The organism is Streptosporangium sp. G11, assembly GCF_051192615.1.
GTDB lineage: Bacteria > Actinomycetota > Actinomycetes > Streptosporangiales > Streptosporangiaceae > Streptosporangium.
The window spans coordinates 19,244-41,195 of record NZ_JBPJUQ010000070.1 but is presented as its reverse complement, the minus strand read 5'-3'; the positions used below and the strand labels follow the sequence as shown (position 1 = coordinate 41,195).

The 21,952-nt window shown below is 71.4% G+C and carries 19 protein-coding genes and 1 pseudogene; 11 read left to right on the top strand and 9 right to left on the bottom strand.

Going from position 1 to position 21,952, the window contains the following annotated elements; all coding sequences use genetic code 11:
- Window positions 1–185 precede the first annotated feature (185 nt).
- The gene (locus tag ACSDR0_RS39735) at window positions 186–1,025 is read left to right on the top strand and encodes a sugar phosphate isomerase/epimerase family protein (protein WP_435294117.1); all 840 of its coding nucleotides are present in this window, start codon (window positions 186–188) and stop codon (window positions 1,023–1,025) included.
- Between the two features lie 31 nt (window positions 1,026–1,056).
- Here the strand turns inward: ACSDR0_RS39735 and ACSDR0_RS39730 are convergent, their stop codons facing one another.
- The 3 genes from ACSDR0_RS39730 to ACSDR0_RS39720 all read right to left on the bottom strand — a co-directional run bounded on the left by ACSDR0_RS39730 (window position 1,057) and on the right by ACSDR0_RS39720 (window position 5,298).
- Window positions 1,057–2,535 (bottom strand): hypothetical protein, encoded by a 1,479-nt coding sequence (locus ACSDR0_RS39730; RefSeq protein ID WP_435294116.1) that lies wholly within the window; start codon window positions 2,533–2,535, stop codon window positions 1,057–1,059.
- 215 nt (window positions 2,536–2,750) lie between these two features.
- On the bottom strand, window positions 2,751–4,253 hold the full coding sequence (locus ACSDR0_RS39725) for a S1 family peptidase (RefSeq protein ID WP_435294115.1): 1,503 nt from the start codon (window positions 4,251–4,253) through the stop codon (window positions 2,751–2,753).
- Between the two features lie 85 nt (window positions 4,254–4,338).
- Window positions 4,339–5,298, bottom strand: a complete 960-nt coding sequence (locus tag ACSDR0_RS39720) for a LysR substrate-binding domain-containing protein (protein WP_435294114.1) — start codon at window positions 5,296–5,298, stop codon at window positions 4,339–4,341.
- A 328-nt stretch (window positions 5,299–5,626) separates the two neighbouring features.
- Between ACSDR0_RS39720 and ACSDR0_RS39715 the strand changes: the two genes are divergently transcribed.
- Window positions 5,627–6,406: a putative hydro-lyase gene (locus tag ACSDR0_RS39715; protein WP_435294113.1), complete on the top strand. Its 780-nt coding sequence runs from the start codon at window positions 5,627–5,629 to the stop codon at window positions 6,404–6,406.
- Between the two features lie 99 nt (window positions 6,407–6,505).
- Here the strand turns inward: ACSDR0_RS39715 and ACSDR0_RS39710 are convergent, their stop codons facing one another.
- The 3 genes from ACSDR0_RS39710 to ACSDR0_RS39700 are packed head-to-tail and all read right to left on the bottom strand — an operon-like array spanning window position 6,506 to window position 8,497.
- Complete coding sequence (locus ACSDR0_RS39710) at window positions 6,506–7,210, bottom strand: AAA family ATPase (protein WP_435294112.1); 705 nt, start codon at window positions 7,208–7,210, stop codon at window positions 6,506–6,508.
- 7 nt (window positions 7,211–7,217) lie between these two features.
- Entirely contained in the window at window positions 7,218–8,039 is an 822-nt protein-coding gene (locus ACSDR0_RS39705) for a patatin-like phospholipase family protein (RefSeq protein ID WP_435294111.1), read from the bottom strand.
- A 59-nt stretch (window positions 8,040–8,098) separates the two neighbouring features.
- Entirely contained in the window at window positions 8,099–8,497 is a 399-nt protein-coding gene (locus tag ACSDR0_RS39700; RefSeq protein ID WP_435294110.1) for a PPOX class F420-dependent oxidoreductase, read from the bottom strand.
- 50 nt (window positions 8,498–8,547) lie between these two features.
- On the opposite strand from ACSDR0_RS39700, the gene soxR reads away from it, so the two are divergent.
- The 4 genes from soxR (at window position 8,548) to ACSDR0_RS39680 (ending at window position 13,839) form a co-directional block, all read left to right on the top strand.
- Window positions 8,548–9,021, top strand: coding sequence for a redox-sensitive transcriptional activator SoxR (gene soxR, locus ACSDR0_RS39695; protein WP_435294109.1), 474 nt, complete (start codon window positions 8,548–8,550; stop codon window positions 9,019–9,021).
- A 262-nt stretch (window positions 9,022–9,283) separates the two neighbouring features.
- Window positions 9,284–12,283: a cellulose binding domain-containing protein gene (locus ACSDR0_RS39690; RefSeq protein WP_435294108.1), complete on the top strand. Its 3,000-nt coding sequence runs from the start codon at window positions 9,284–9,286 to the stop codon at window positions 12,281–12,283.
- A gap of 345 nt (window positions 12,284–12,628) precedes the next feature.
- Window positions 12,629–13,171, top strand: coding sequence for a TIGR02611 family protein (locus tag ACSDR0_RS39685; protein ID WP_435294107.1), 543 nt, complete (start codon window positions 12,629–12,631; stop codon window positions 13,169–13,171).
- A gap of 293 nt (window positions 13,172–13,464) precedes the next feature.
- The gene (locus ACSDR0_RS39680) at window positions 13,465–13,839 is read left to right on the top strand and encodes a hypothetical protein (RefSeq protein ID WP_435294106.1); all 375 of its coding nucleotides are present in this window, start codon (window positions 13,465–13,467) and stop codon (window positions 13,837–13,839) included.
- A 106-nt stretch (window positions 13,840–13,945) separates the two neighbouring features.
- On the opposite strand, the gene ACSDR0_RS39675 is transcribed toward ACSDR0_RS39680, so the two are convergent.
- Complete coding sequence (locus ACSDR0_RS39675) at window positions 13,946–14,368, bottom strand: M48 family metallopeptidase (protein ID WP_435294105.1); 423 nt, start codon at window positions 14,366–14,368, stop codon at window positions 13,946–13,948.
- On the opposite strand from ACSDR0_RS39675, the gene ACSDR0_RS39670 reads away from it, so the two are divergent.
- Together ACSDR0_RS39670 and ACSDR0_RS39665 are read left to right on the top strand one after the other, a co-directional pair.
- The gene (locus tag ACSDR0_RS39670) at window positions 14,318–14,524 is read left to right on the top strand and encodes a hypothetical protein (RefSeq protein ID WP_435294121.1); all 207 of its coding nucleotides are present in this window, start codon (window positions 14,318–14,320) and stop codon (window positions 14,522–14,524) included. The genes ACSDR0_RS39675 and ACSDR0_RS39670 overlap by 51 nt on opposite strands.
- Window positions 14,525–14,699: 175 nt before the next feature.
- Entirely contained in the window at window positions 14,700–16,574 is a 1,875-nt protein-coding gene (locus ACSDR0_RS39665; protein ID WP_435294104.1) for a LamG-like jellyroll fold domain-containing protein, read from the top strand.
- Window positions 16,575–16,826: 252 nt separating this feature from the next.
- On the opposite strand, the gene ACSDR0_RS39660 is transcribed toward ACSDR0_RS39665, so the two are convergent.
- Window positions 16,827–17,597, bottom strand: coding sequence for a TetR/AcrR family transcriptional regulator (locus ACSDR0_RS39660; RefSeq protein WP_435294103.1), 771 nt, complete (start codon window positions 17,595–17,597; stop codon window positions 16,827–16,829).
- Between ACSDR0_RS39660 and ACSDR0_RS39655 the strand changes: the two are divergent.
- The 3 genes and pseudogenes from ACSDR0_RS39655 to ACSDR0_RS39645 form a co-directional block, all read left to right on the top strand.
- Window positions 17,532–18,641: pseudogene (locus ACSDR0_RS39655) on the top strand (ATP-binding cassette domain-containing protein); the annotation flags it as partial. The gene ACSDR0_RS39660 and the pseudogene ACSDR0_RS39655 sit on opposite strands and share 66 nt — an antisense overlap.
- A 121-nt stretch (window positions 18,642–18,762) precedes the next feature.
- Window positions 18,763–19,596 carry an ABC transporter permease gene (locus tag ACSDR0_RS39650; protein WP_435294102.1) on the top strand — a complete coding sequence of 278 codons (834 nt, stop codon included), beginning with the start codon at window positions 18,763–18,765 and terminating at the stop codon, window positions 19,594–19,596.
- Window positions 19,597–19,749: 153 nt separating this feature from the next.
- Window positions 19,750–20,022: a hypothetical protein gene (locus ACSDR0_RS39645; protein ID WP_435294101.1), complete on the top strand. Its 273-nt coding sequence runs from the start codon at window positions 19,750–19,752 to the stop codon at window positions 20,020–20,022.
- On the opposite strand, the gene ACSDR0_RS39640 is transcribed toward ACSDR0_RS39645, so the two are convergent.
- Complete coding sequence (locus tag ACSDR0_RS39640; protein WP_435294100.1) at window positions 19,988–21,826, bottom strand: phosphatidylglycerol lysyltransferase domain-containing protein; 1,839 nt, start codon at window positions 21,824–21,826, stop codon at window positions 19,988–19,990. The two genes, ACSDR0_RS39645 and ACSDR0_RS39640, sit on opposite strands and share 35 nt — an antisense overlap.
- Window positions 21,827–21,952 lie beyond the last annotated feature (126 nt).

The window sequence follows — 21,952 nt, the reverse complement described above, 5'->3', positions numbered from 1 at the left end:
CCAACATGCCGCCGCTGCACTACGCGCTCTGCGGCTGCGAGAAGCTGCCGGACTTCCCCGCCAACTGGGGCGGCAAGTAAGGCCGGTCCGCCGGGCTCCGGGCACCACCGGGTGGTGCCCGGAGCCCACCGGTACGTTCACGGGTTCACGACGAGCCCGCGCCGAACTCAGGGAAGGGGTTGCCGATGTTCCCCATCGGGGTCAACACGTGGGTGTGGGTCTCGCCGCTGACGGACGAGGATCTCGCCCGGCTGGCGCCGAAGGTGGCCGCCTGGGGGTTCGACACGATCGAGCTGCCCGTGGAGCAGGCCGGTGACTGGGATCCCGCGTGGGCGGCCGAACTGCTGGGGAGCCTCGGGCTGGGGGCCTCGGTGGTCCTCGTCATGCCGCCGGGCAGGGAGCTGGTCGGCGCCGACGCGGGGACGGTCGCCGCCACCCAGGACTACCTGCGGCGGTGCGTGGACGCCGCCGTGGCGGTGGGCAGCCCGGTGATCGGCGGACCCGCCTACGCCTCGGTGGGGCGGACCTGGCGGATGCCGGACGAGGAGCGCAAGGCCCGCTACGCCGAGCTGAGGGAGAACCTGACCCCGGTCGGCGAGTACGCGGCCGAGCGCGGGGTGACGGTCGCCGTCGAACCGCTCAACCGCTACGAGACCAGCCTGATCAACACCGTCGAGCAGGCCGTGGAGGCGGTCGGCGGGATCCCGGGGGTCGGCCTCGCGCTGGACGTCTACCACATGAACATCGAGGAGCGGGACCCCGCGGCGGCCGTACGGCGGGCCGGGGACCTGGTCGCGCACGTGCAGGTCTGCGCGAACGACCGGGGCGCGCCGGGGGCCGACCACATGGACTGGCCCGCCCTCGCCGACGCCCTGCGCGCCGTGGACTATCGAGGCCCGCTCTGCATCGAGTCGTTCACCGCGCACAACCGGACGATCGCCACGGCCGCCTCGATCTGGCGTCCCCTCGCCGAGACCCAGGACGCCCTCGCCACCGCGGGCCTGGCCTTCCTGCGCACCCTCTGACGGGCTCGGGCCCCACCCTCGCCGGAGCCGTTCAGCGACCGGCGTCCTCGTCGGTCGCGCCGAGCAGACCGGGTGCCCGGCGGGGGCGCCTGAAGAAGGCGGCCACCGCGTAGGGGTCGACGGGGTCGGTGAGCAGGGCGAGCATCTCCTCCCTCCGCGCGGGATCGACCTTGAACGGGTGGCCGAACACGTGCGGCCCCGCCCCGTCGCTCAGCACCCTGGTCAGCATCAGGTCGCCGGGCAGCGCCTGCTCCGAGAGCAACTCGTCGGCCAGCGTCACCCGCTCAGCGGCCCCGCCCTCTCCCTCGTCTCCGGCGGCGGCCACGGTGATCTCGTTCCCCGAGACGCCGAGGACCTCCCAGAGCCGCAGCGGTGTCCGCCGCCACGACCCCAGCAGCTCCACCTCGTCGTCGCGCAGCCACTCGGCCCGCGCGTCCAGGAACTCGCCGACGATGTCGTTCTCGAACAGCGCCAGATCCGCCAGCGCGGGCTCGGCCACCCGGACGCTCAGCGCGATCAGGTCCTCGATCAGCCGCCGGCGGGCCGGGCGGTAGGCGTACGCGAGCAGCTGCCGGAACAGGTGCGCGGCCCGCTCGGGCAGCGGGGCGCCGGGGTCGGTGCGGCACGCGGCGTACTCGGCCGCGTCGCGCACGGCCGGTGCCAGATCGGGGGAGAGGAAGAGCACCTCGGAGATCAGCCCGGCCGCCTCGAACGAGCGGCCCTCGCCCTCGGCCGACCTCGCGATCAGCAGCAGCGCGGCCGGCTCGGTGCGGGGCAGGGCCTCGACCAGCGCCGGGCCGAGCGGCTCGCGCTCCACCTCGTCGGCGATCCTGGCGAGCACCGCCTCCGACCGCGACAGGTAGGTGACGGCCTTGGAGAGGTCGGCGCCCTCGCCGTACGTCCGCAGCGCGCTGCGCACCAGGGCCAGCCTGATGATGTCCAGCGGCGCCAGGTCGGCGACCGACGCCGTGTCCCACGGCGCGCCCACGATGCCCACCCGGCCGTCGCGCAGCTCCAGCGAGGCGTTGCGCAGCAGAAGGGACAGCGGGGGCAGCGGGTCGGCGAAGGTCTCGGGGGCCTTCATCAGCACCTCCAGGACCACGACGTCGACCGGCACGCCGGGAGAGGGCTCCAGCCCCTCGGCGAAGGCGCGCAGCGCGTCGAGCGACTGCTCCCCGAACTCCTGGACGACCCGCATCACCCGCTCGGCCGGGACGTCGTCCAGGTCGGTGACCGACAGCTCCAGGGTGCCGCCGCGCAGGCGCAGCGCGACCACCTGCTCGGGCTCCACCCCGGCGAGCCAGCCGTCCGGCCCGGTCAGGACGGGCTCGCCGGTGTCGAGTGAGGTCCGTACCCGGCCGCCGCCCGCCAGCGGCACCCCCTCGCCGTCGGCCAGCCGTGCCCACAGCCGCAGGTCGTCGGAGGCGGGCAGCACCTCGCTCGCCAGCTCGGCCCGGGTGGCGAGATGCGTCAGCACCGCGCCCTCGCTCAGCGTCAGAAGGTCGCTCATCCCCCCATTCTTCTCGACGTCCGGGCATGGCGACGCCGCCCTCCCTCCATGAGCTCGCACAAGCTCGTGGGGGAGGGCGGCGGGGGTGGCCGGTCCGCGGGGGCGGCGGACCGGCCTGGTCTCGGGGCGCCTTCACGCGGCCGGCCCGGAGCACGTGACCGCCCGGTGCCCGGCGCGTTCCCGGCCGGACTCGCCCGAGTCCGGCCGGGAGACTCCTACGGCCTGGTCAGGCCGAGGGTGTAGGAGCCGGAGCCGCTGTAGGCGTGCACCCGCACGCGGTAGGTGCCCGCGGTGCCGGTGTAGGTGAAGGCCTCGTCGGGGTTGGGGGTGGTCCCGCTGGCCACGGTCGTCCAGGTGGAGCCGCTCAGCTTCTGCAGGTAGGCGTCGTAGTCGGTGCCGTTGGGGCCGTCCAGGCAGACGCGGTGGACACCCGCGGCGGCGCTGTAGCCGGAGGTGCCGGGCTGGTAGGCGTTGGCGTTGGACGTCAGCGAGCCGGTGTAGGAGTTCTGGTAACCGCTGCAGCCGGTGGGCGGCGGGGTCCCGTTGGTCACCAGGGTGAGCCCGTACACCGAGAGGATCTCGTTGATCGGCTGGTGGTAGGTGGTGCCGCCGACGCTGCAGTTGCCCGAGCCGCCGGAGGTGACGCCCTGGGCCTGGCTGCCGGAGATGTAGGAGCCGCCGGAGTCGCCGGGCTCGGCGCACACGGTGGTGCGGGTCAGGCCGGTGATGGTGCCCTCGGGGTAGGTGACGCTCGTGTTGTGCTGGCTGATGGTGCCGCAGCGGTACTGGGTGGTGGAGCCGGAGCGGCAGATGGAGCTGCCCACGACCTGCTGGGTGGAGCCGGTCACCGGAAGGATGCCCGCGCTGTAGCCGTTCACCACGCCGGTCGGGGTCCAGTTGGCGTTGACCGCGACCCACGCGTAGTCGTTGCCGGGGAAGGACGACCCCTGGAAGGTGCCCTGGGCGACCTGGTTGTAGCCCTGGGTGGCGGTGCCCGGCGTGCCGCAGTGGCCGGCGGTGGCGAAGCCGCCCTGGCTGCCGCGGGTGACCGAGAAGCCGACCGAGCATCGGCCGCCCATGTAGAAGGCGTCGCCGCCGCGGACGTCGTAGAGGGGCTGGGGCTTCTCCTGCGAGGCCTCGACGCGGACCAGCGCCCTGTCCACGCCGCTGCCGTCCACGAACGCCTGAGCCTCGGCGACGTCACCGGCCAGCACGACGACGCTGTTGCTCCGCACGTCGACGTACCAGGACGGGATCGACTTCGGCGCGGAGGCCACGAGCCGGTCGAGCCGCTCCTTGGCCGTGTCGAGCGTGACCAGGGAGTTCTTGACGAGTTTGACCTCCGCGCCCGACTTCGCGAGCGAGGCGACCTTGGTGGAGTCGCTGGTGGCGATCACGAGGTTGGAGGTGGGGCCGGTCACCCAGGATCCGGCGAAGGAGGTGCCGAGCTGCCCCCGGAGGGCGGGTTCGACCTTGGCGGCGGCGGCCTCGTTGACCAGCCGGGCCGAGGCCTGCTCGCCGGTGCCGCCGAGGTCGCGCCGGATGGCGTCGACCAGGCCCGGAGACGGCTTGGCGGTGGCCTCCACCAGTGTCCGGGCCTCGGCGAGGGTGTAAGGGGCGGCGGGTTCGCCGGGTCCCTGGTGAGCGGCGGTGGCAGGGGTGGCCACCATCGCGACAGCGAGCGCGAAACCCGCTGTCACGGCACTTCTGCGGAGCATGGGTTCTCTCCTCATGTGGGGGGTGCCGTCAAGGTAACGGTGTGCACATGAGGCGCGCCTCTACCGAATGTCCCCTACCGTCACGTTATGGAGAGGTGCCCAGCCCGGGATTCTCGGCCAGCCACGCGGCGTACCGTCTGCTCCGCCCGACCGCGTCGGAATGCGCGGCCTTCGCGTGCTCGAAGATCGACGTCGCGACCGCGGCGCTGGACGCCTCGGGATGCCAGCCGAGCAGCTGCCGCCAGCGCAGCGGAGCTCCCGCGAGCGGCACCAGTTTCAGCCCCTCGGCGGGCTGGAAGGTCGCCTGGCACAGCGCGGCGGCGCGGCCGACCTTGGCCAGATGCATGCAGGTGGCCACGTCGGTCTCGTAGATGGTCTTGGGGGTGAAACCGGCGCGGGCGCAGGCCGTGGCGAAGCAGTCGCCGAAGCAGCTGTCGCCAGGGGTGACCGTCCACTGCTCGTCGGCCAGCTCCGCGAGCTCCACCTCCTTCCTGTCCACCAGCGGATGGTCCTCGTTGAGCAGCACGAAGACCGGGTCGGTCCCCACGGTCGCCCACACCACGGGCCCCTCCACCGGTGGCGGGCTCTCCCCGCAGGCACCGATGAACGCGAAGTCGATCCGGCCCAGCATCACCATGGTGGTGAGCTCCCTCGCGGACCAGGAGGTGTGGGTGCTCACCGGGGTGGACGGCCAGGCGGTGGCGAGACGGTCCATCAGGCCGCCGAGTATCGGCCCGTTGGTGGCGCCCAGCCGGTAGCTGGGGATGTCGGCGTTCGCGTTCGCGAATCGAAGTGCCTCCTCCTGGAGTTCACGGGCCGCGGGCAGCAGCACCATCGCACGTGACAGGACCAGCTGCCCCAGGGGCGTGGGCCTGGCACCGTTGTGGTCGCGTTCGAAAAGAGCTCCCCCGAGAACCCGCTCTATCCGTTTGAGCTGCGCCGTCAGCGCGGGTTGGGCCAATCCGAGGTGGGTGGCGGCCTTGGTGACGCTGCCGGCCTGTGCCACCGCGCGCACGATCTTGAGGTGTCGGAGCTCGAGATCCATACCGGGAACGTAAGGCCGGGACGTTATACCCGCAATGCAAACATGTCATGAAATATGACTCAATTTTGTCGAATCGTTCCAAAAAGAATTGAGGGTCCATATTTAGGGCATTTACGGGCAGCCGATAGTGCTTTGCCGGCTGTCTCATCTAGAGAGCCCTCCCCCTCCCCGGCCGTGGCCCGGCAGCGGTGTCCGACATCCGAGACTCCCTGGGAGTCGGGTTTCGCCGATGTTTCGGTCGCCGGGACCACCGATATCCAGCGCCCGCTATTCCCCGTGCGGGCGGGGGACACTGGGCGGGAGACGGGAGCGGGGTTATGATCCGCCGATGGACGTAGCGGCGCTCACCCCCGCGCTGGCCCGGAGCCACTTCAGGGAAGGGCTGCGGACGCCCACCGCCGGGTGGTGCAGGGGCTGGACCCAGGCCAACCTGCTGGCGGTGCCCCGCGCGCTCGCCTACGATCTGCTCCTGTTCTCCCAGCGCAACCCCGTCGCCTGCCCCGTCCTGGACGTCGGCGACCCCGGCGCGGTGAGCACGGTCCTGTTCGGCGGCGACCTCCGCACCGACCTGCCCGCCTACCGCGTCTACGAGGACGGCAGGGCAGTGGCCGACGTCGGCGACGCCCGCGACGTCTGGCGCGACGACCTGGTCGCCTTCCTGCTGGGGTGCAGCTTCACCTTCGAGGACGCGCTGCTGAGGGCCGGTGTCCCGGTGCGGCACATCGAGACGGGGACGAACGTGCCGATGTACCTCACCTCGATCGCCTGCCGTCCCGCGGGATCGCTGAGCGGCCCGCTGGTCGTCTCGATGCGCCCGGTCCCGGCCTCGCTGGTCTCGACCGCCGTACGGGTGAGCGCGAGATACCCGGCCGTGCACGGCGCGCCGATCCACGTCGGCGATCCCGGCGAGATCGGGATCGCCGACCTGGGCGTGCCCGACTTCGGCGCCTCCGTCGAGATACGGGCGGGAGAGGTCCCGGTCTTCTGGGCCTGCGGGGTGACGCCGCAGGCGGCCGTCATGGCGAGCGGGGTGTCCTTCGCCATCGGCCACCTCCCCGGCCACATGGCGATCACCGACGCCAGGGACGACCGCTTCCAGGTCCCCTGAGGCGACGCCCCCGCCGCTCGCGGGGCGTTCGCGGAGCCACGCGTGGGGTCGTACGCGGAGTCGCGCATGGAGCCACGCGTGGAGTCGTGCGCGGAGACGCTAGGCGCGGGTGGTGCCCCGGGAGGTGACGAGCCTTCCCAGCTGTGACGTGAGCGAGGGGGCGCCGGGGCGGTTGTCGATCTCGTCGTGGGGCACGACGGGCGGTTCGTCCACCCTGATGGCCCGCAGGTAGTCCTCGAAGCGGCCGAGCTTGCCCGCGTCCCTCGCGAGCCCCCTGGCCTCCAGCCGGGATCGCAGCGCCGGGCCGTCCGAGCGGACCCAGAGCAGGTGTACGGGCGGCCCGCCCAGGTCCCCGACCCAGCGCTCCCACACCGCCGCGTCGTGCACCTGGGTGGTGAAGGGGCCTTCCAGCATCACCGGGCAGCCGTGGGAGCGAACCTGCCGGGCGATCTCGGTCAGCCCGTGGTATTCGTGGCGCTTGATGTTCTCGTCGTACCAGGGGCCCTCACGCTCCCCGGCGTCGCGGCCGTGGGCGCGGAGGGTGGCCGCGACGAAGCCGCCGTAGACGGTGTCCTTGTCGAGGAGCGCGGGCACCGGGTCGAGCAGCGCCAGCAGCGCCGCCGCCACGGTCGACTTCCCCGCTCCCGGCGGCCCGCTCACCACCCACAGCGGCGCCACCCCGCCGGAGCCCCCTCCACCGGAGGTCTCACCGGGGACATCGCCGTGGGTCCCGTCGCGGACCCCGTCGCGGGCCTCGCCGGGAACCTCGCCGGGGCCCCCGTCGCGGGCCCGCCTTTCGCCCATGCCGGTCTCAGTCCTTCCAGGCCTTGGCCGCGATCTCCTCGACGGCGGGCGCCTGGGCGAGACCGGCCTGGAAGGCGGGGCGCCACAGGGCCGGGTCGAGGACGTTGGCGCCGAACACGGCGACCGACGCCTCGTCGGGGACGATGTGGGCGATCGTGGCGTCACCCAGCTCGGCGATCTCGGCCTCGAAACGGGCCCTCGGCGAGACGTGCGCCAGCGGTTCCAGGACAACCACGGCGGAGCTGCCCGCCGCCAGGTCGGCGTTCGTCGGCGAGCGGACGCCGCCGTCCATGTAGCGGCGCCCGCCGATCTCCACCGGCGGGAACACGCACGGGACCGCGCAGCTGGAGGCGACCGCCGACACCAGCGGCGCCCCCGAGCCGCGCTCCCAGACCACGAACTCGCCGGTCCCGGCGTCGACGGCGGTGATCAGCAGGCGGCGCTCCGGCCACTCCTTGATGGGCAGCCGGTCGCCGATCGTCTCGATCCTGGCGCCGGTGTCCTTCACCGCCAGGGCCATCTCGCCGACCCGGCGCCGGGCCTCCCGGGGGTCGAGGGAGGGGTCGTAGAGCAGGGCGAAGGCGGCCATGACCGGCTCCATGTCGACGGCGGAGACGGTCGCGACCTCCGTGTCCGCCTGGACACCGACCGAGCTCTCCAGGTCGACCTCGGTGGCGACGAGCGTCCCGACCACCGACCCGGCGGAGGTGCCGATGACCAGCTCCGCCTCTCCCAGCTCGATGCCCGCCCGGCGCAGACCGGTGATGATCCCCGCCTCCCAGGCGATGCCCGCCACGCCTCCGCCACCCAGCACCAGTGTTCTCGTCATGCGCCATTCTTACCTGATCGGTTCTCCCGGCAGGGAGGCCCCCCTTGGGAGGCGGGAGGTCAGACGTCGCGGCCCTTCATGCCCTCCTGGGCGGGGTCGACGCCCCAGGAGATGATCCGCCGGGGATGGATGCGGATGATCTGCCGGCTGAAGTACGGGGAGGGCGGCTCGTGGTCCTCGACGGCCTCGGCCTCGCCGCGGATCTCCACGCCCCTGACCCGCCAGGGGTCGGTGGAGGCGACGTCGTCCACCACGAAGGCCACCTGCGGGTTCGTCCGGACGTTGTGGAACTTCCTGGTGGTGCCCATCGCGCGGCCGTAGATGTCGACGACGCCGGTCTCGGTGTCGACGCGGAAACCGGTCGGGCTGTTCTGCAGGGAGCCGCCGGGGCCCGTCGTGGCCAGGCGGCCCAGACGCTGTCCTTCGAGATAGGCGAGCTCCGCCTCCGTGAATGTCATACCCCCACTCTGTAACCTCAATAATGATTGAGGTCAAGTTAGACTGGCGCATGCCCAACAATCCGGAGATGACCGTCGGCCAGCTCTCCTCGCGCAGCGGGGTCGCGGTCTCCGCCCTGCACTTCTACGAGGCCAAGGGCCTGATCCGCAGCCGCCGCACCGCGGGCAACCAGCGTCGTTTCCCTCGCGACACGCTCCGCAGGATCGCCTTCATCAGGGTCTCCCAGCGTGTCGGGATCCCGCTCAAGGCGATCCAGGAGGCGCTGTCCGCCCTCCCCGACGAGCGGACCCCCACCAGGGAGGACTGGGCGAGGCTCTCGACGCTGTGGCAGTACGAGCTCGACGACCGCATCAAGCAGCTCGAGCGGCTCCGGCACGGCCTGACCGACTGCATCGCCTGCGGCTGCCTCTCGCTGGACCGCTGCGCGCTGGCCAACCCCGACGACGTGGCCGCCGCGAGGGGCCCCGGCTCGCGCCTGATGCTCCCTCCCCGGGAGAACTGCGCTCCCTGCGAGGTGGGGTAGGCGAGGCCGCTCCACGTCCCGGCCCGGGGTCGTGGGTACGGGGCGGCGGCGGGACGCGGGCCCATCCGCGGCGGCACCCGGGGTTCTCGCTGTGATCCGCCACAGGTTTGTTAGTTGTCTATTCAAACTATTGACGACCCGGGGTCCGGCATGTGAACCTCTGGGCGTTCATGCACGCGCATCATGGGCGGTCGAAGGTCAGGGTCCCGTCACCTGATCGTGCATGGCGGTTTGTCCGTTGCGTTGCGAAGGGAAGCCGTACATGCGAAGAAGGCTGTTCAGCGTGCTCACCGCCGTGGCGGTGGCATGCGCGTCGGCGGGCGCGGCCGTCGGGGGTGGGAGCGCCCAGGCGTCCGCGTCCGCGTCCCGGACCGCGACCGCGACCGCGACCGGGGCGGGGACCGCGGCGACCGGGACCGGTTCCGTGGCCGCCGCCGAAACGTACGAGTGGAAGAACGTCAGGATCGACGGCGGCGGGTTCGTGCCGGGGATCGTCTTCAACCAGACCGAGAGAAACCTGATCTACGCCCGCACCGACATCGGCGGCGCCTATCGCTGGGAGCAGGCGAGCAAGAGCTGGACCCCGCTGCTCGACTGGGTGGGCTGGGACAGGTGGGGGTACAACGGCGTGGTCAGCCTGGCCGCCGACCCGGTGGAGACCAACCGCGTCTACGTCGCGGCCGGGATGTACACCAACAGCTGGGACCCCAACAACGGGGCCATCCTGCGCTCCGCCGACAAGGGGGCGACCTGGCAGGCGACGCCGCTGCCGTTCAAACTCGGCGGCAACATGCCGGGCCGGGGGATGGGCGAGCGGCTGGCCGTCGACCCCAACAGGAACAGCGTCGTCTACCTCGGCGCGCCCGACGGCAACGGCCTGTGGCGCAGCACCGACAAGGGCGTGACCTGGGCCAAGGTCGCGAGCTTCCCTAACCCCGGCAACTACGCGCAGGACCCCTCCGACCCCAACGGCTACCTCAGCCACCGTCCCGGCGTGGTCTGGGTGACCTTCGACCCGACCTCGGCGACCGCGGGGAACACGACGCAGAAGATCTACGTGGGCGTCGCGGACAAGGAGAACACCGTCTACAGCTCCTCGGACGGCGGGACCACCTGGAGCAGGGTCGCAGGGCAGCCCACCGGCTACATCGCGCACAAGGGCGTGCTCGACCACGTCAACCGCACGCTCTACATCGCCACCAGCGACACCGGCGGCCCGTACGACGGCGCCAAGGGCGACGTGTGGAAGCTCAACACCACCACCGGGGCCTGGACCCAGATCAGCCCGGTCCCCTCCAGCTCGGCCGACGACTACTTCGGCTACAGCGGTCTCACGATCGACCGGCAGAACCCCGGCACGATCATGGTCGCCACCCAGATCTCCTGGTGGCCGGACGTGATCTTCTTCAGGTCCACCGACTCCGGCGCGACCTGGACCCGCATCTGGGACTTCACCTCCTACCCGAACCGCAGCTTCCGCTACACGATGGACATCTCCTCCTCGCCGTGGCTGACCTTCGGGGCCAACCCGCAGCCACCCGAGACGACGCCCAAGCTCGGCTGGATGACGGAGTCGCTGGAGATCGACCCGTTCGACGGCAACCGCATGATGTACGGCACCGGCGCCACCCTCTACGGCACCGAGGACCTCAAGAAGTGGGACACCGGCGGCCAGCTCACCATCAAGCCCATGGTCAAGGGACTCGAGGAGACCGCCGTCCTCGACCTGATCAGCCCGCCGTCCGGCGCCCCGCTGGTCAGCGGCCTGGGCGACATCGGCGGCTTCCGGCACACCAACCTCGACGCCGTACCGCCCATGATGTTCACCTCGCCGACCTTCACCTCGACGACCAGCCTCGACTACGCCGAGACCAACCCGGCCGTCATGGTCCGCGCGGGCAACTTCACCGACGCCGACCGGCCGAACGACAGCCACGCCGCGTTCTCCACCGACGGCGGCGCCAACTGGTTCCAGGGCGGCGAGCCCAGCGGGATCAACGAGGGCGGCACGATCGCCGCGGCGGCCGACGGCTCCCGGTTCGTCTGGGCGCCCAAGGGCGTGGGCGTGCACTACTCGGTCGGCTACGGCAACTCCTGGACCGCCTCCACCGGACTCCCGACGGGCGCCGTGGTCGAGTCCGACCGGGTGAACTCCAGTAAGTTCTACGGCTTCAGCGCCGGGAGGTTCTACGCCAGCACCAACGGCGGCGCCTCCTTCACGGCCACCGCCGCGACCGGGCTGCCCGCCGAGGGCAACGTCAAGTTCAAGGCCGTACCCGGCCGCGAGGGCGACATCTGGCTGGCCGGGCCCCCCAGTGACACGGGCGCCGCCTCGGGCCTCTGGCGCTCCACCAACGGCGGCGCCTCCTTCACCAAGCTGTCCGGCGTCACGAGCGCCGTCAACATCGGCTTCGGCAAGTCCGCCTCCACCGGCGGCTACCAGGCGCTGTACGCCGTCGCCACGATCGGCGGCGTGACCGGCGTCTTCCGCTCCGACGACACCGGCGCGAGCTGGGTCAGGATCAATGACGACAAGCACCGGTACGGCAACGCGGGCGAGGCCGTCACCGGCGACCCGCGCGTCTACGGCCGCGTCTACCTCGGCACCAACGGCCGCGGCATCCTGTACGCCGACAACGGCGGGACCGTCCCGCCCCCCGACACCGTGCCGCCGACCACGCCGGGCACCCCGGCCGCCTCGGCGATCACCTCGTCGGGGGCGACGCTGGCCTGGACGGCCTCGACGGACGCCGTCGGGGTCAGCGGCTACGACGTCTACCGCGAGGCGGGGACGACGGACGTCAAGGTCGGCTCGCCCACCTCGGCGTCGTTCGCGCTCACCGGGCTGACCCCCGACACCTCGTACACCTTCTACGTGATCGCCCGCGACGGCGCCGGGAACAGCTCCACCGCCTCCGGCCCGGTGACCTTCAGGACCCTCACCGGTCCCGTCGGCGGCGGCTGCACCGCGGCCTACCGGGTGTCCAACTCCTGGCCGGGCGGCTTCCAGGGCGAGGTGACGGTGCGGAACGCCGGAACCTCGGCGATCACCGGCTGGACGGTCAGGTGGTCGTTCCCGAACGGCCAGACGATCACCCAGCTCTGGAGCGGCACCCACACCCAGAGCGGTGCCGACGTCACCGTGCGGAACGCGGGCTGGAACGGCAACCTGGCCGCCGGGGCCTCCACGGCGTTCGGCTTCGGCGCCTCCTGGACCGGCACCAACGGCGTCCCCTCCACCGTCACCTGCACCACCTCCTGACGGCGGACGGGCACCTCGCCCCGGCTGTCTCGTTCCCGGCCCCGCCCTGGGGCCGGAGCGGGGGCCGAAGAAGGGAATCCGCCGGTGCGGCAGGCCGTCAAGGCCGGGGGGCCGGACGGCCCGCCGCACCGGCGGCCCGGGGTGTCCCGCGAGAACCGCGGGACACCCCGGGCCCGCACGGTCCCGCCGCGCCCCGAACGGGCGCGGCGGGACCGTCCCGGTGAGTTCGTGACATCCCCCCAGGGGCCCCCGGACCTCCGCCTTGAGGATGATCTGGGCGCCTCGGCGGGGCCGGGGCGCCCGGCAGAGCCTATTGTGGAAGAAACCGACTGTCCTGGGGAGAACATGACGATCTCAGATGGGGTGCGCGAGCCTCACGGCGCGACCGGACGGTCGTCTGAGACCGGCGCCTCCGGAGCGCGGGGCGAGGACGACGCCGGCGTCCGGGGTGAGACGTGGGGAGAGACGGGCGACGCCGACGCGCTGAAGGACGCGGCGGCCGAGCGGTCCGGCGTTCACGGCTGGCTCGACGGCGTCAGGTCCACCCGCGCGGGCCGCCTCACCTTGAAGATCGTCATCGGTGTCATCGGTGCCGTGCTGGTCATCGGCGGCCTGATCATGGTGCCCTTCCCCGGTCCCGGCTGGCTGGTCGTCTTCGCGGGGCTGGCGGTGCTGGCCACCGAGTTCCACTGGGCCCACCGGCTGCTGGAGTTCGGCAAGCGGACCCTGTCGGCCTGGACGGCCTGGCTGGGCCGCCGGGGCTGGACCGTCAAGATCCTGGTCGTCCTCGCCGCCGCGATGACCGCCACCGTCATCGTCTACTACGGCCTCAAGCTCAGCCTCCACATCGACCTGATCGTCGAGGCCCAGAAGCTCCTCACCCGATAGCCGAGCCCGGCCCCGACCCCGCTTCGCCCGGCGCGACGACGGCACCGGCTCCGCGCGCCCTCCGCAGATGGCCCTCGTCGGTGCCCGATCCGCGGCGATCACCCACGGCGACGGCATTGGCGGCACTCTGGCCGCCGATGGCGCGGGGTGTCCGGTAACCGAAACCGGCGCTCCCGGGGTTTTACCGAGAACCTTCCGCCTCGTTATCCCTCCCATGCGTCACTCTCCGTAGTGTCTCCACGTCCGGCCCGCAGGGACGGGTCGGCAGAGACGAATAAGGAGAGTGACGTTCGATGCGCGCCCTGTCCTCGATGTTGGTCCTGGCAGCCGCCGGAGCCGTCGCCCTGACGGGCACCCCCGCCCAAGCCGACGACGTCAACCTGGCCGCGAGGATCCAGCCCGGCGAGGAGGTGTTCCTCACGCCCGAGCTCGTTCCCGGGACCCAGTACAACGGGAACGTGCTGGTCAAGCTTGACGAGAACAGAGTTCCCGTCAAGGTCAAGATCGGTAACTGCCGCGGCAGGTACATCGGGACGGTGCCGATCGCCGCCAACGACCACGCCGCGTACGTCGCCGCCAGCACCACCCCGCCCGCCCAGTGCATCCGCTACCGGGTGAAGAACATGGGCAACCAGCCGGCGGCCATCACGGGCACCGGTTACTACTAAACCGGCCCGCCGGGGTGTGCGGGACGGGAACGGCTACCGAGGGCGTTCCCGTCCCGCGCACCCCGGTTTTTCTGTTTCCGGCATCGTTTCCGCGCGGGACGGATGCTCAAGGCAGCCAGAGGTCGGGACCGAGGCGCCTCAGGCGCTCCCGGCTCTCCAGGTGGCCGGACAGTGCCCGCTCGACGATCCGCCAGAACTCGGCGGAGTGGTCCGGACGCTTCAGGTGGGCCAGCTCGTGCACCAGTACGTAGTCGACCAGGTCCGGGGGGAGCCGCATGGTGGCCCGGTGGATGTCGACGTGGCCCGTGGGGGAGCAGGAGCCCCAGCGGCAGCCGAGCGAGAGCACCCGGAGTCCGGCGACCGTGACCCCCAGCACCTCCGCCCACGGCGCCACGCGCCTGAGCAGCCAGGGCTCACTCACCTGGCGGTACCAGCGGACGATGTGCGAGGCGGGAGCGAACCGGGTCTCGCGGTCACCGTGACGAGGGAGCTCGTCCTTCTCATCCGCGACGAGGTGCGTCCTCCGCATTTCGCGCAGAACGCGTTTCTGCAGAAGGCTCTTCGCAGTAGAGTCCGTCAGCTGCTCATCGATCTGTGCATGCTCAGTCGCGCCGCCGCCACGACGGCGGCCGTGACGATCATTCAGGTGGTGCTCGCCGACATCGAGCACTTCCGCGAGGGCTGAGGGAAGTTTTCTCGAGCGTCCCCGGCCCGACATTCACTCGATCTTCAAAGGTTATCCCCGTGGGCGGGGGGTGTTTCTGCGCCTGCCACCGCGACGCCATATGCGGCCAGCACGGTGCTACGCGGTGCCGTGAATCTGTCGAATCACGTGGTGCCGCGAACCTTTGGAGAAGCACATGCAAGACGCCCCCAAGCCTCGCGTCGGGCGCCGAACCCTGCTGCAGGCGGCGCTGACCGCGCCCGCCGTGGCCGCTGCCGCCTCGACCACCATGTTGGGCGCGGCGCCCGCGAGTGCCGCCATCGGCGGAGGCTCCGGTCGTTTCGATGACGAGGACCCCCGTTTCACGATCGGTGTGCTGCCGGACACGCAGTATCTCTTCGACGCGGACAGCTCGGACCCGACTCCGCTGCGGGCGACCTTCCGTTACCTGGGAGAGCAGCGCGAGGCCCGGAACGTCGCCTTCATGACCCACCTCGGTGACGTCACGGAGCACGGTACCGAGGACGAGATCAAACTCGCGAGCGACGCGTTCCGCACGATCGACGGCAAGGTGCCCTACAGCGTGCTCGCCGGCAACCACGACATCCAGTCCGCCGACGACCAGCGGGGCGACAGCGCGTACCTGCGCACCTTCGGCCCGGCCCGGTTCGCCAGGATGCCCACTTTCCGCGGAGCCTCCCCTGACGGCTACAACAGCTACCACGTGCTGCGCGCCGCGAATCGTGACTGGCTGGTGCTGGCGCTCGACTGGCGGATCTCCGACAAGGGATACCAGTGGGCGCAGGGCGTCATCGACGCCAACACGAAGCTGCCCGTCATCCTCACCACGCACGACCTCGCCTGGGCCGACGGGGAGGGGAAGGCGTACCTGTCTGGTTACGGCCAGCAGCTCTGGGACCGGCTGATCCGGCGCAACGACCAGATCTTCCTCACCCTCAACGGCCACTACTGGCCGCCGGGACGCACCGTTCTGAAGAACGACGCGGGCCACGACGTGCACGTCCACATCACGAACTACCAGGACCGCTACTACGGCGGGGCCGGGATGGTCCGCCTCTACTCGTTCGACCTCGTACGCAACGTGATCGACATCGAGACGCTCTCGCCCTGGCTCCTCGATCGGGACCCGGAGGACCGGACGCCGCTGGAGGCGGAGCACCTCGAACTGACCGGTCCGGCCGACCGTTTCAGCCTTGAGATCGACTTCGACGAACGGTTCGCCGGCTTCGCGCCGCGCGTACTTCCCGCGCCGCGGCCCGCGAGCACGGTCATGCCCAGGGGGACGGTGGCCTACTGGCGCTTCGACGCCTCCGGCCTGCAGGGGGCGGGCACGGACGGCGGCGTGATCGCCTCTGGCGCGGTGGCGCGCGACCTCACCGGAGGTGGCAACGACCTGACCGTCGAACTGCTGCACGCCAGCGCCGCGGAGGTGCTGAAGTGGTCGGCCGAGCACCACGAGGGGCAGCCGGCCCACGCGAGCCTGCGCTTCGACGGCGGGAAGAATCCCGACCGGGGCGCCGTCATGAGGACCGGGCCCGGCGCGCCGCTCAACAGCATGAAGTTCGAGTCCGGCTACACGATCGAGGCCTTCATCAAGCTTCCCGAGCCGTTCGAGGGCGACCACGCCTGGATGGGTCTCATGAGCTGGGAGGGGCGCAGCGGCGACGCGGGCAAGTCGAGCGGCTGGTCGCCGGATGAGCCGACCTGCAGTCTGAACCTCTCCCCCGAGCGGTTCCTGCAGTACGTCGTCTATCCCACCGACCGCGACGCCGACCCCACGTCGTGGAGCCACACGCTGCCGGTCGGGCGCTGGATGCACCTGGCCGTCGTCAACGACGGACGGCGTACGGTGATCTACATTGACGGGTCGAGGATCGCCCGCAACCCGGCCCAGCCGTCGAAGGGCATCTCGACGCTGGGCAAGCCGTTCGCGATCGGCGGTACGCAGTTCGCCCAGCGGTACGGCCAGGGCTACTACGGCTGGATCGGCGACGTGCGCATCGTGTCCCGCGCGCTGAAGCCCCGCGAGTTCCTGACCCCGTTTGCGTGACCGTTCCGCGCCCGCCCCTGGGGCGGCCCGTGTCGTAAGAGCCGCAAGGGCCGCCCCAGGGTGTCCGCCGTCGCACCGCCGCCCGGCCCGTTTCCGCGGCCGGGCGGCGGTGCGGTGTCCGGAGATCGTGATCACCGTGGTGACGGCGGGTAGGAGTCGCGCGGCCGTCCGCACGGTCACCCGGTCCGGTGGCTTTTCCGCGCCGCGGACGAGCCCCGCCCGCGATGCCACGGGCCATCCCGGTCCGCGCCGCTACTGGCGGTCCCGGCCCGCGATCAGGCCGGCGATCCCGTCCAGGATGCGTTCCAGGCCGAAGGTGAGGGCGTGGGCGGGGTCGGAGACGGACTGGTAGGCCTCTCCCGCCGCCTGGCCGACACGGGAGGCCAGGGGGAACCGGGTGGCATCCATGATCTTGTCGAGGAGCGGGGCGTTGGACAGCCACCACTCGACGTCGGTGATCCCGCTCTCCTCCTGGATCCGGGCCTTGTTGGCCTTGGCCCTGGCGGTGCTCTCCACGTGGCTGAGCACCAGGGCCAGTACGGAGTCCATCTCGACGTCCGACAGGCCGGTGCCGTCCAGCGGGCGCAGCTCGGCCTCGTACTTGAGTGACGCGTTCGGCCCCAGCGTGGAGCGGACGTCGATGATCTGCAGCATCCACGGATTGCGCTGGTAGAGGTCCCAGTTGCGGGCGGCGATGAACTCCAGCGCGCCCCGCCACCCGCCGGGCCGCCGGGACGGGGCGTCCACGTCGTCGTAGAGCTCCCCGTACGCGGTGTCGATCATGAGGTCGACCAGCTCGCCCTTGCCGGGGACGTGGGTGTAGAGGGACATGGTCCCGACCTCGAGCCGCTCGGCGACGTGTCGCATGGAGACCGCGTCGAGCCCCTCGGCGTTGGCCAGTTCGATGGCCGCCAGGACGATCGAGCGCACCGTCAGCCCGGAGCGCCCCGGTTTGCTGTGCGATCCCCACAGGAGCGCCAGGCTGCGTGCCGGGTCGGCGTCGGAAGCTTTCTTAGCACTCACGGGAAGAGTCTCCAGATTCTCGGCGTTGGGACCACCGTAGCTGAGTCGTACGATGTACGGTACGGGCTACGTTCTGAAGCGTGTCGATGTCGGGTGAATTGTCCGGGGCGCCGGACGGGAAGACGGGTGGAGAAGGTGAAACGGGTGGACGCGAAGGCGGCCGGGCGGGACGCGGTGGCGATCGCCGCGCACGGCCTGCGCAAGAACTACGCGGGCGCCGCCGAGGGGACGGGCCTCAACGGGTTCGACCTGCGGGTGGAGGCCGGAACGGTCTGCGGCCTGCTCGGGCCCAACGGCGCGGGCAAGACGACGGCGATTCGAATCCTGTCCACGCTCCTGCGCCCCGACGCGGGCCGGGCGAGCGTCGCGGGGTTCGACGTCCAGGCGCAGGCGCGGCAGGTACGCGAGCGGATCGGGCTGGTCGGCCAGTACGCCGCGGTCGACGAGATCCTCAGCGGGCGGCAGAACCTGGTGATGTTCGGCAGGCTGAACCACTTCTCCGCCGCGAGGGCGCGGAGGCGGGCCGACGAGCTGCTGGAGCGCTTCTCGCTGGCCGGCACCGGGGGCAGGCCGGTCGGCGAATACTCCGGAGGCATGCGCAGGCGCCTCGATCTGGCGGCGAGCCTCATCGTGGCGCCCCCGGTGCTCTTCGTGGACGAGCCCACGACCGGTCTCGACCCGGCCGCCCGCCAGGAGGTGTGGGCGGCCATCCGCGACCTGGTCGGCTCCGGCACGACCGTGCTGCTCACCACCCAGTACCTGGAGGAGGCGGACCGGCTGGCCGACCGCGTCACGATGCTCGGGGCGGGCCGGGTCGTCACCGAGGGCACCCCCGAGGAGCTGAAGTCCGCGATCGGCGGCGACTGGCTCGACCTCGTCCTCGCCGGCCCGGCGGACACGGCCGAGGCGGAGGCCCTCGCGGCGCGGGTCGCGTCCGGCGAGATCCATGTGGACGCCGAGGCGTGCCGGGTGAGCGTCCCGGTCGCCGAGCGCACCCGGGCGCTCGTCACGATGGCCACCGCGCTCGGCGACGCCGGGATCGAGCCGCTCGACGTCACGCTGCGCCGCCCCACGCTCGACGAGGTGTTCCTGCACCTGACGGGCGGTGTGGAAGGGCCGGGCCGCTCCCGGCCGCCGCCCCGGCCACCCGTACGGAGGTGTCCCCATGAGTACGACGACCTCGCCCCTGCCCGCCAAGTCCCCGATGTCCCGGTTCGGCTGGGCGCTGGCCGACTCCTGGACCATCACCCTGCGCGACCTGAACCACTGGGTCCGCCGGCCCGGCCCGGTCGTCCTCGGCTGGTTCTTCCCGATCATGATGGTGCTGATGTTCGGCGGGCTGTTCGGCGGCGCCATCGGCGTCCCCGGCGGGGGAGGTTACTTCGACTTCCTGATCCCCGGCATGTTCGCCATGACCATGCTCTTCGGCCTGGAGAGCACGATGATGGCGGTCACCACCGACGCGGCCAAGGGGGTGACCGACCGGTTCAGGTCGATGCCCATGAGCGCCTCCGCGGTCGTCATGGGCCGGGGGATCGCCGACATGCTCAACTCGGTCGTCGGGCTGGCCGTCATGATCGTGACCGGGCTGCTGCTCGGTTGGCGCGCCGGTGGCGGCCTGCCCGCGGCGCTGGCCGCCGTGGGCCTGCTCCTGCTGCTGCGCTTCGCCCTGCTCTGGGTGGGGATCTACATCGGTCTCGTCGCGGGAGGGCCGGAGGTGGTGACGTCCGTGCAGATCCTGGTCTGGCCCGTCGGCTTCCTGTCCAGCGTGTTCGTCGACCCCGCCACCATGCCCGGCTGGCTCGGGGCGATCGCGGAGTGGAACCCGCTCTCGGCCACCGCCACGGCCGCCAGGGGACTCTTCGACAACCCCGGCTGGGGAGCGGGTGAGTCCTGGGCCACGCAGAACGCCACGCTCATGGCGGTGGTCTGGCCGCTGCTGCTGATCGCCGTCTTCCTGCCCCTGTCGACGCGTACGTTCCGCAGGCTCGGCGGCTGACGGGCCCCGCCGCTCGCCGTCCCCGCGCGAAGGCGTGTTTCCCGGCGGATCACATGGTTCACACGTTCGCCGGCGCGGGAAGATGCTCCGTGTTTTACATCGCGGTGACGGGATCCGCCGGGACCTGTAACCGGCGGTAGTGAGCCTGGACGCATGAGTGAGACGGAACGGGAACGATCCGCCTCGGGGTGGACGCTCAACAGGGAACTGCTCAATGTCGGCGCGATCATCGTCGCCGCTGGAATAGCCCATCTCGTCATGGGCCTGATAGGACACGAGAAGTACGGGCCGTTCATGCTTCTGCTGCTCGGCGGGGTGCTCGTCGTGGCGGCGCTCGGTCACCGGTTCTACGAACATCGGCGGCACCGTGTCCCCATGGTCATGGAGTGCGTCAGGTGCGGTGATATGTCGGGCGGGGGATCCTGATGCGGTGGGAGGCGAAGCAGGGAAGGCAGAGGGAGATGAAGGCCTCCGCCTGGAGCGCCGACATGCCGATCCGCGGAAGGTCCCGCGCCGCGGGATAGACCAGGAAGCGGGGTTTCCACAGCGGCTGGAACTTCGCGTTGAATTTGTAGAGCGACTCGATCTGGAACCACCTGGACAGGAAGACCAGGACGCCGTACCAGACGCGGAGGATCGGGCCCGCACCCAGCCGCTCGCCCCTGGCGAGCGCGGCGCGGAACATGGCGAAATTGAGCGAGACCATGCTCACGCCGAGAGCCGGGGCCGCCTGCAGGGCCTTGACGATCAGCAGGTCGTTGAGGCCCGGGTCGGCGTCGTGGTCGCGGCGCATCAGGTCGAGGGACATGCCGTCCGCCCCCCAGGGGACGAAGTGCAGGACGGCGCGGATGTCCTCGCCCGGCCCGGTCCCGCCGCCCGCCGCGCCCTCGCCGTCCCCACCGCTTTCGCCGTCCGCGCCGCCCCGGCCGTCAGCGGTCCCCGTGGTCTTCGTGGTCCCCGTGGCCTCCACGGCCTTCGCGGTGCTCCCGGCGCCGTCGGCGGGTCCGTGCGCCGTGACGACGACGCATTCGGCGTCGGCGGGGTCGCCGAAACGGCCGAGCGCCATGGAGAAGCCCCGCTCGGTGTCCGTGCCGCGCCAGGAGTCTGCGGCGTGCCGGATCCGGTCCTTCTCCGCCTCCGTGAGGTCCCCGACCCGCCGTACGAGACAGGTGTAGCCCGCGCGCTCCACCCGGTTCACCATCTGCCGGACGTTGCGCATCGTCCGGCCCTCGAGGGTGAAGGCGGCGACGTCGATGACGGCCTCGTCGCCGATCTCCAGGGCGGACAGGCGGCCCTCCCTGGTCCAGACCTCACCGCCCTTCTCGCTGCAGCCGATCACGGCGGGTACCCAGGCGTGCCGCTGTGCCTCCTCCATGAACCGCCTGATCGCGCCCGGCCACGCCTCGACGTCCCCTATGGGGTCGCCGCTGGCCAGCATGACCCCCGAGACCACGCGGTAGGCGATCACCGCCTTGCCCGTCGGGGAGAACACGACGCTCTTGTCGCGGCGCAGCGCGAAGTAGCCCAGCGAGTCACGGGCGCCGTGCCGGGCGAGCAGCTCGCGAACCGTCTCCTCCTGTTCGGGGCCCAGCTCGGCGACGGGCCTCTCCGGCCGCAGTACGAGGTAGAGGGTCGTCACCGCGGTGAGCGCGCCGAGACCGACGAGGGAGAAGTAGACCAGGTCGGCGGTCCGCTCCGAGGAGTACCTGACCGGGCCCTCCACCCCGATGAGACCGAGCAGCACGTGCTGGAGCCGCTCTCCGGCACTGGGATCGTCGACGAGGCTCCGGGGGTGGGCGTTGACCACGACCCAGCCGATGGCGATGTCCAGGACGCCCAGGACGAGAAAGTTCCACAGCGCCCGCCAGCGGGTCCGGGGGTCGGAGAGGGCGTGGAACTCACGCCGGTTGATCACGAGCAGGGTGACGACCAGCAGGCTGAGGGCGGCGCTGAAGGGGTGGTGCGAGTGCAGGAGCTCCACGAGGGCGCTCAACGGCAGGAGCACCATCACCGCCCGCCAGGCCCGCGTCTTCCTGCGCCGGAGACCGTGGGCGAGCATGACGATCAGGACGCCGAGGACGAGCGAGACCGCCTGGGCGAACGAGGTGAACGTCCCGGGCAGGAACCCGGCGATCTCGCCCGCGCGGCTCCTCCTGAACGCGGGCAGCACGGCCCTGACGATGTCCAGGACGCCGATCGCCATCGCCGCGTAACCGGCCGCGGTGGACACCCAGGAACGGGATACACATGACCGATCCCTCATGGGAGGACATTAATCGGTGATACAGGCCTTAAGGGGTCCGCAGATCTCAGCAGAGCCGAATCCGCCCCACCCGGCCCGGGTGACTTTGCGTTG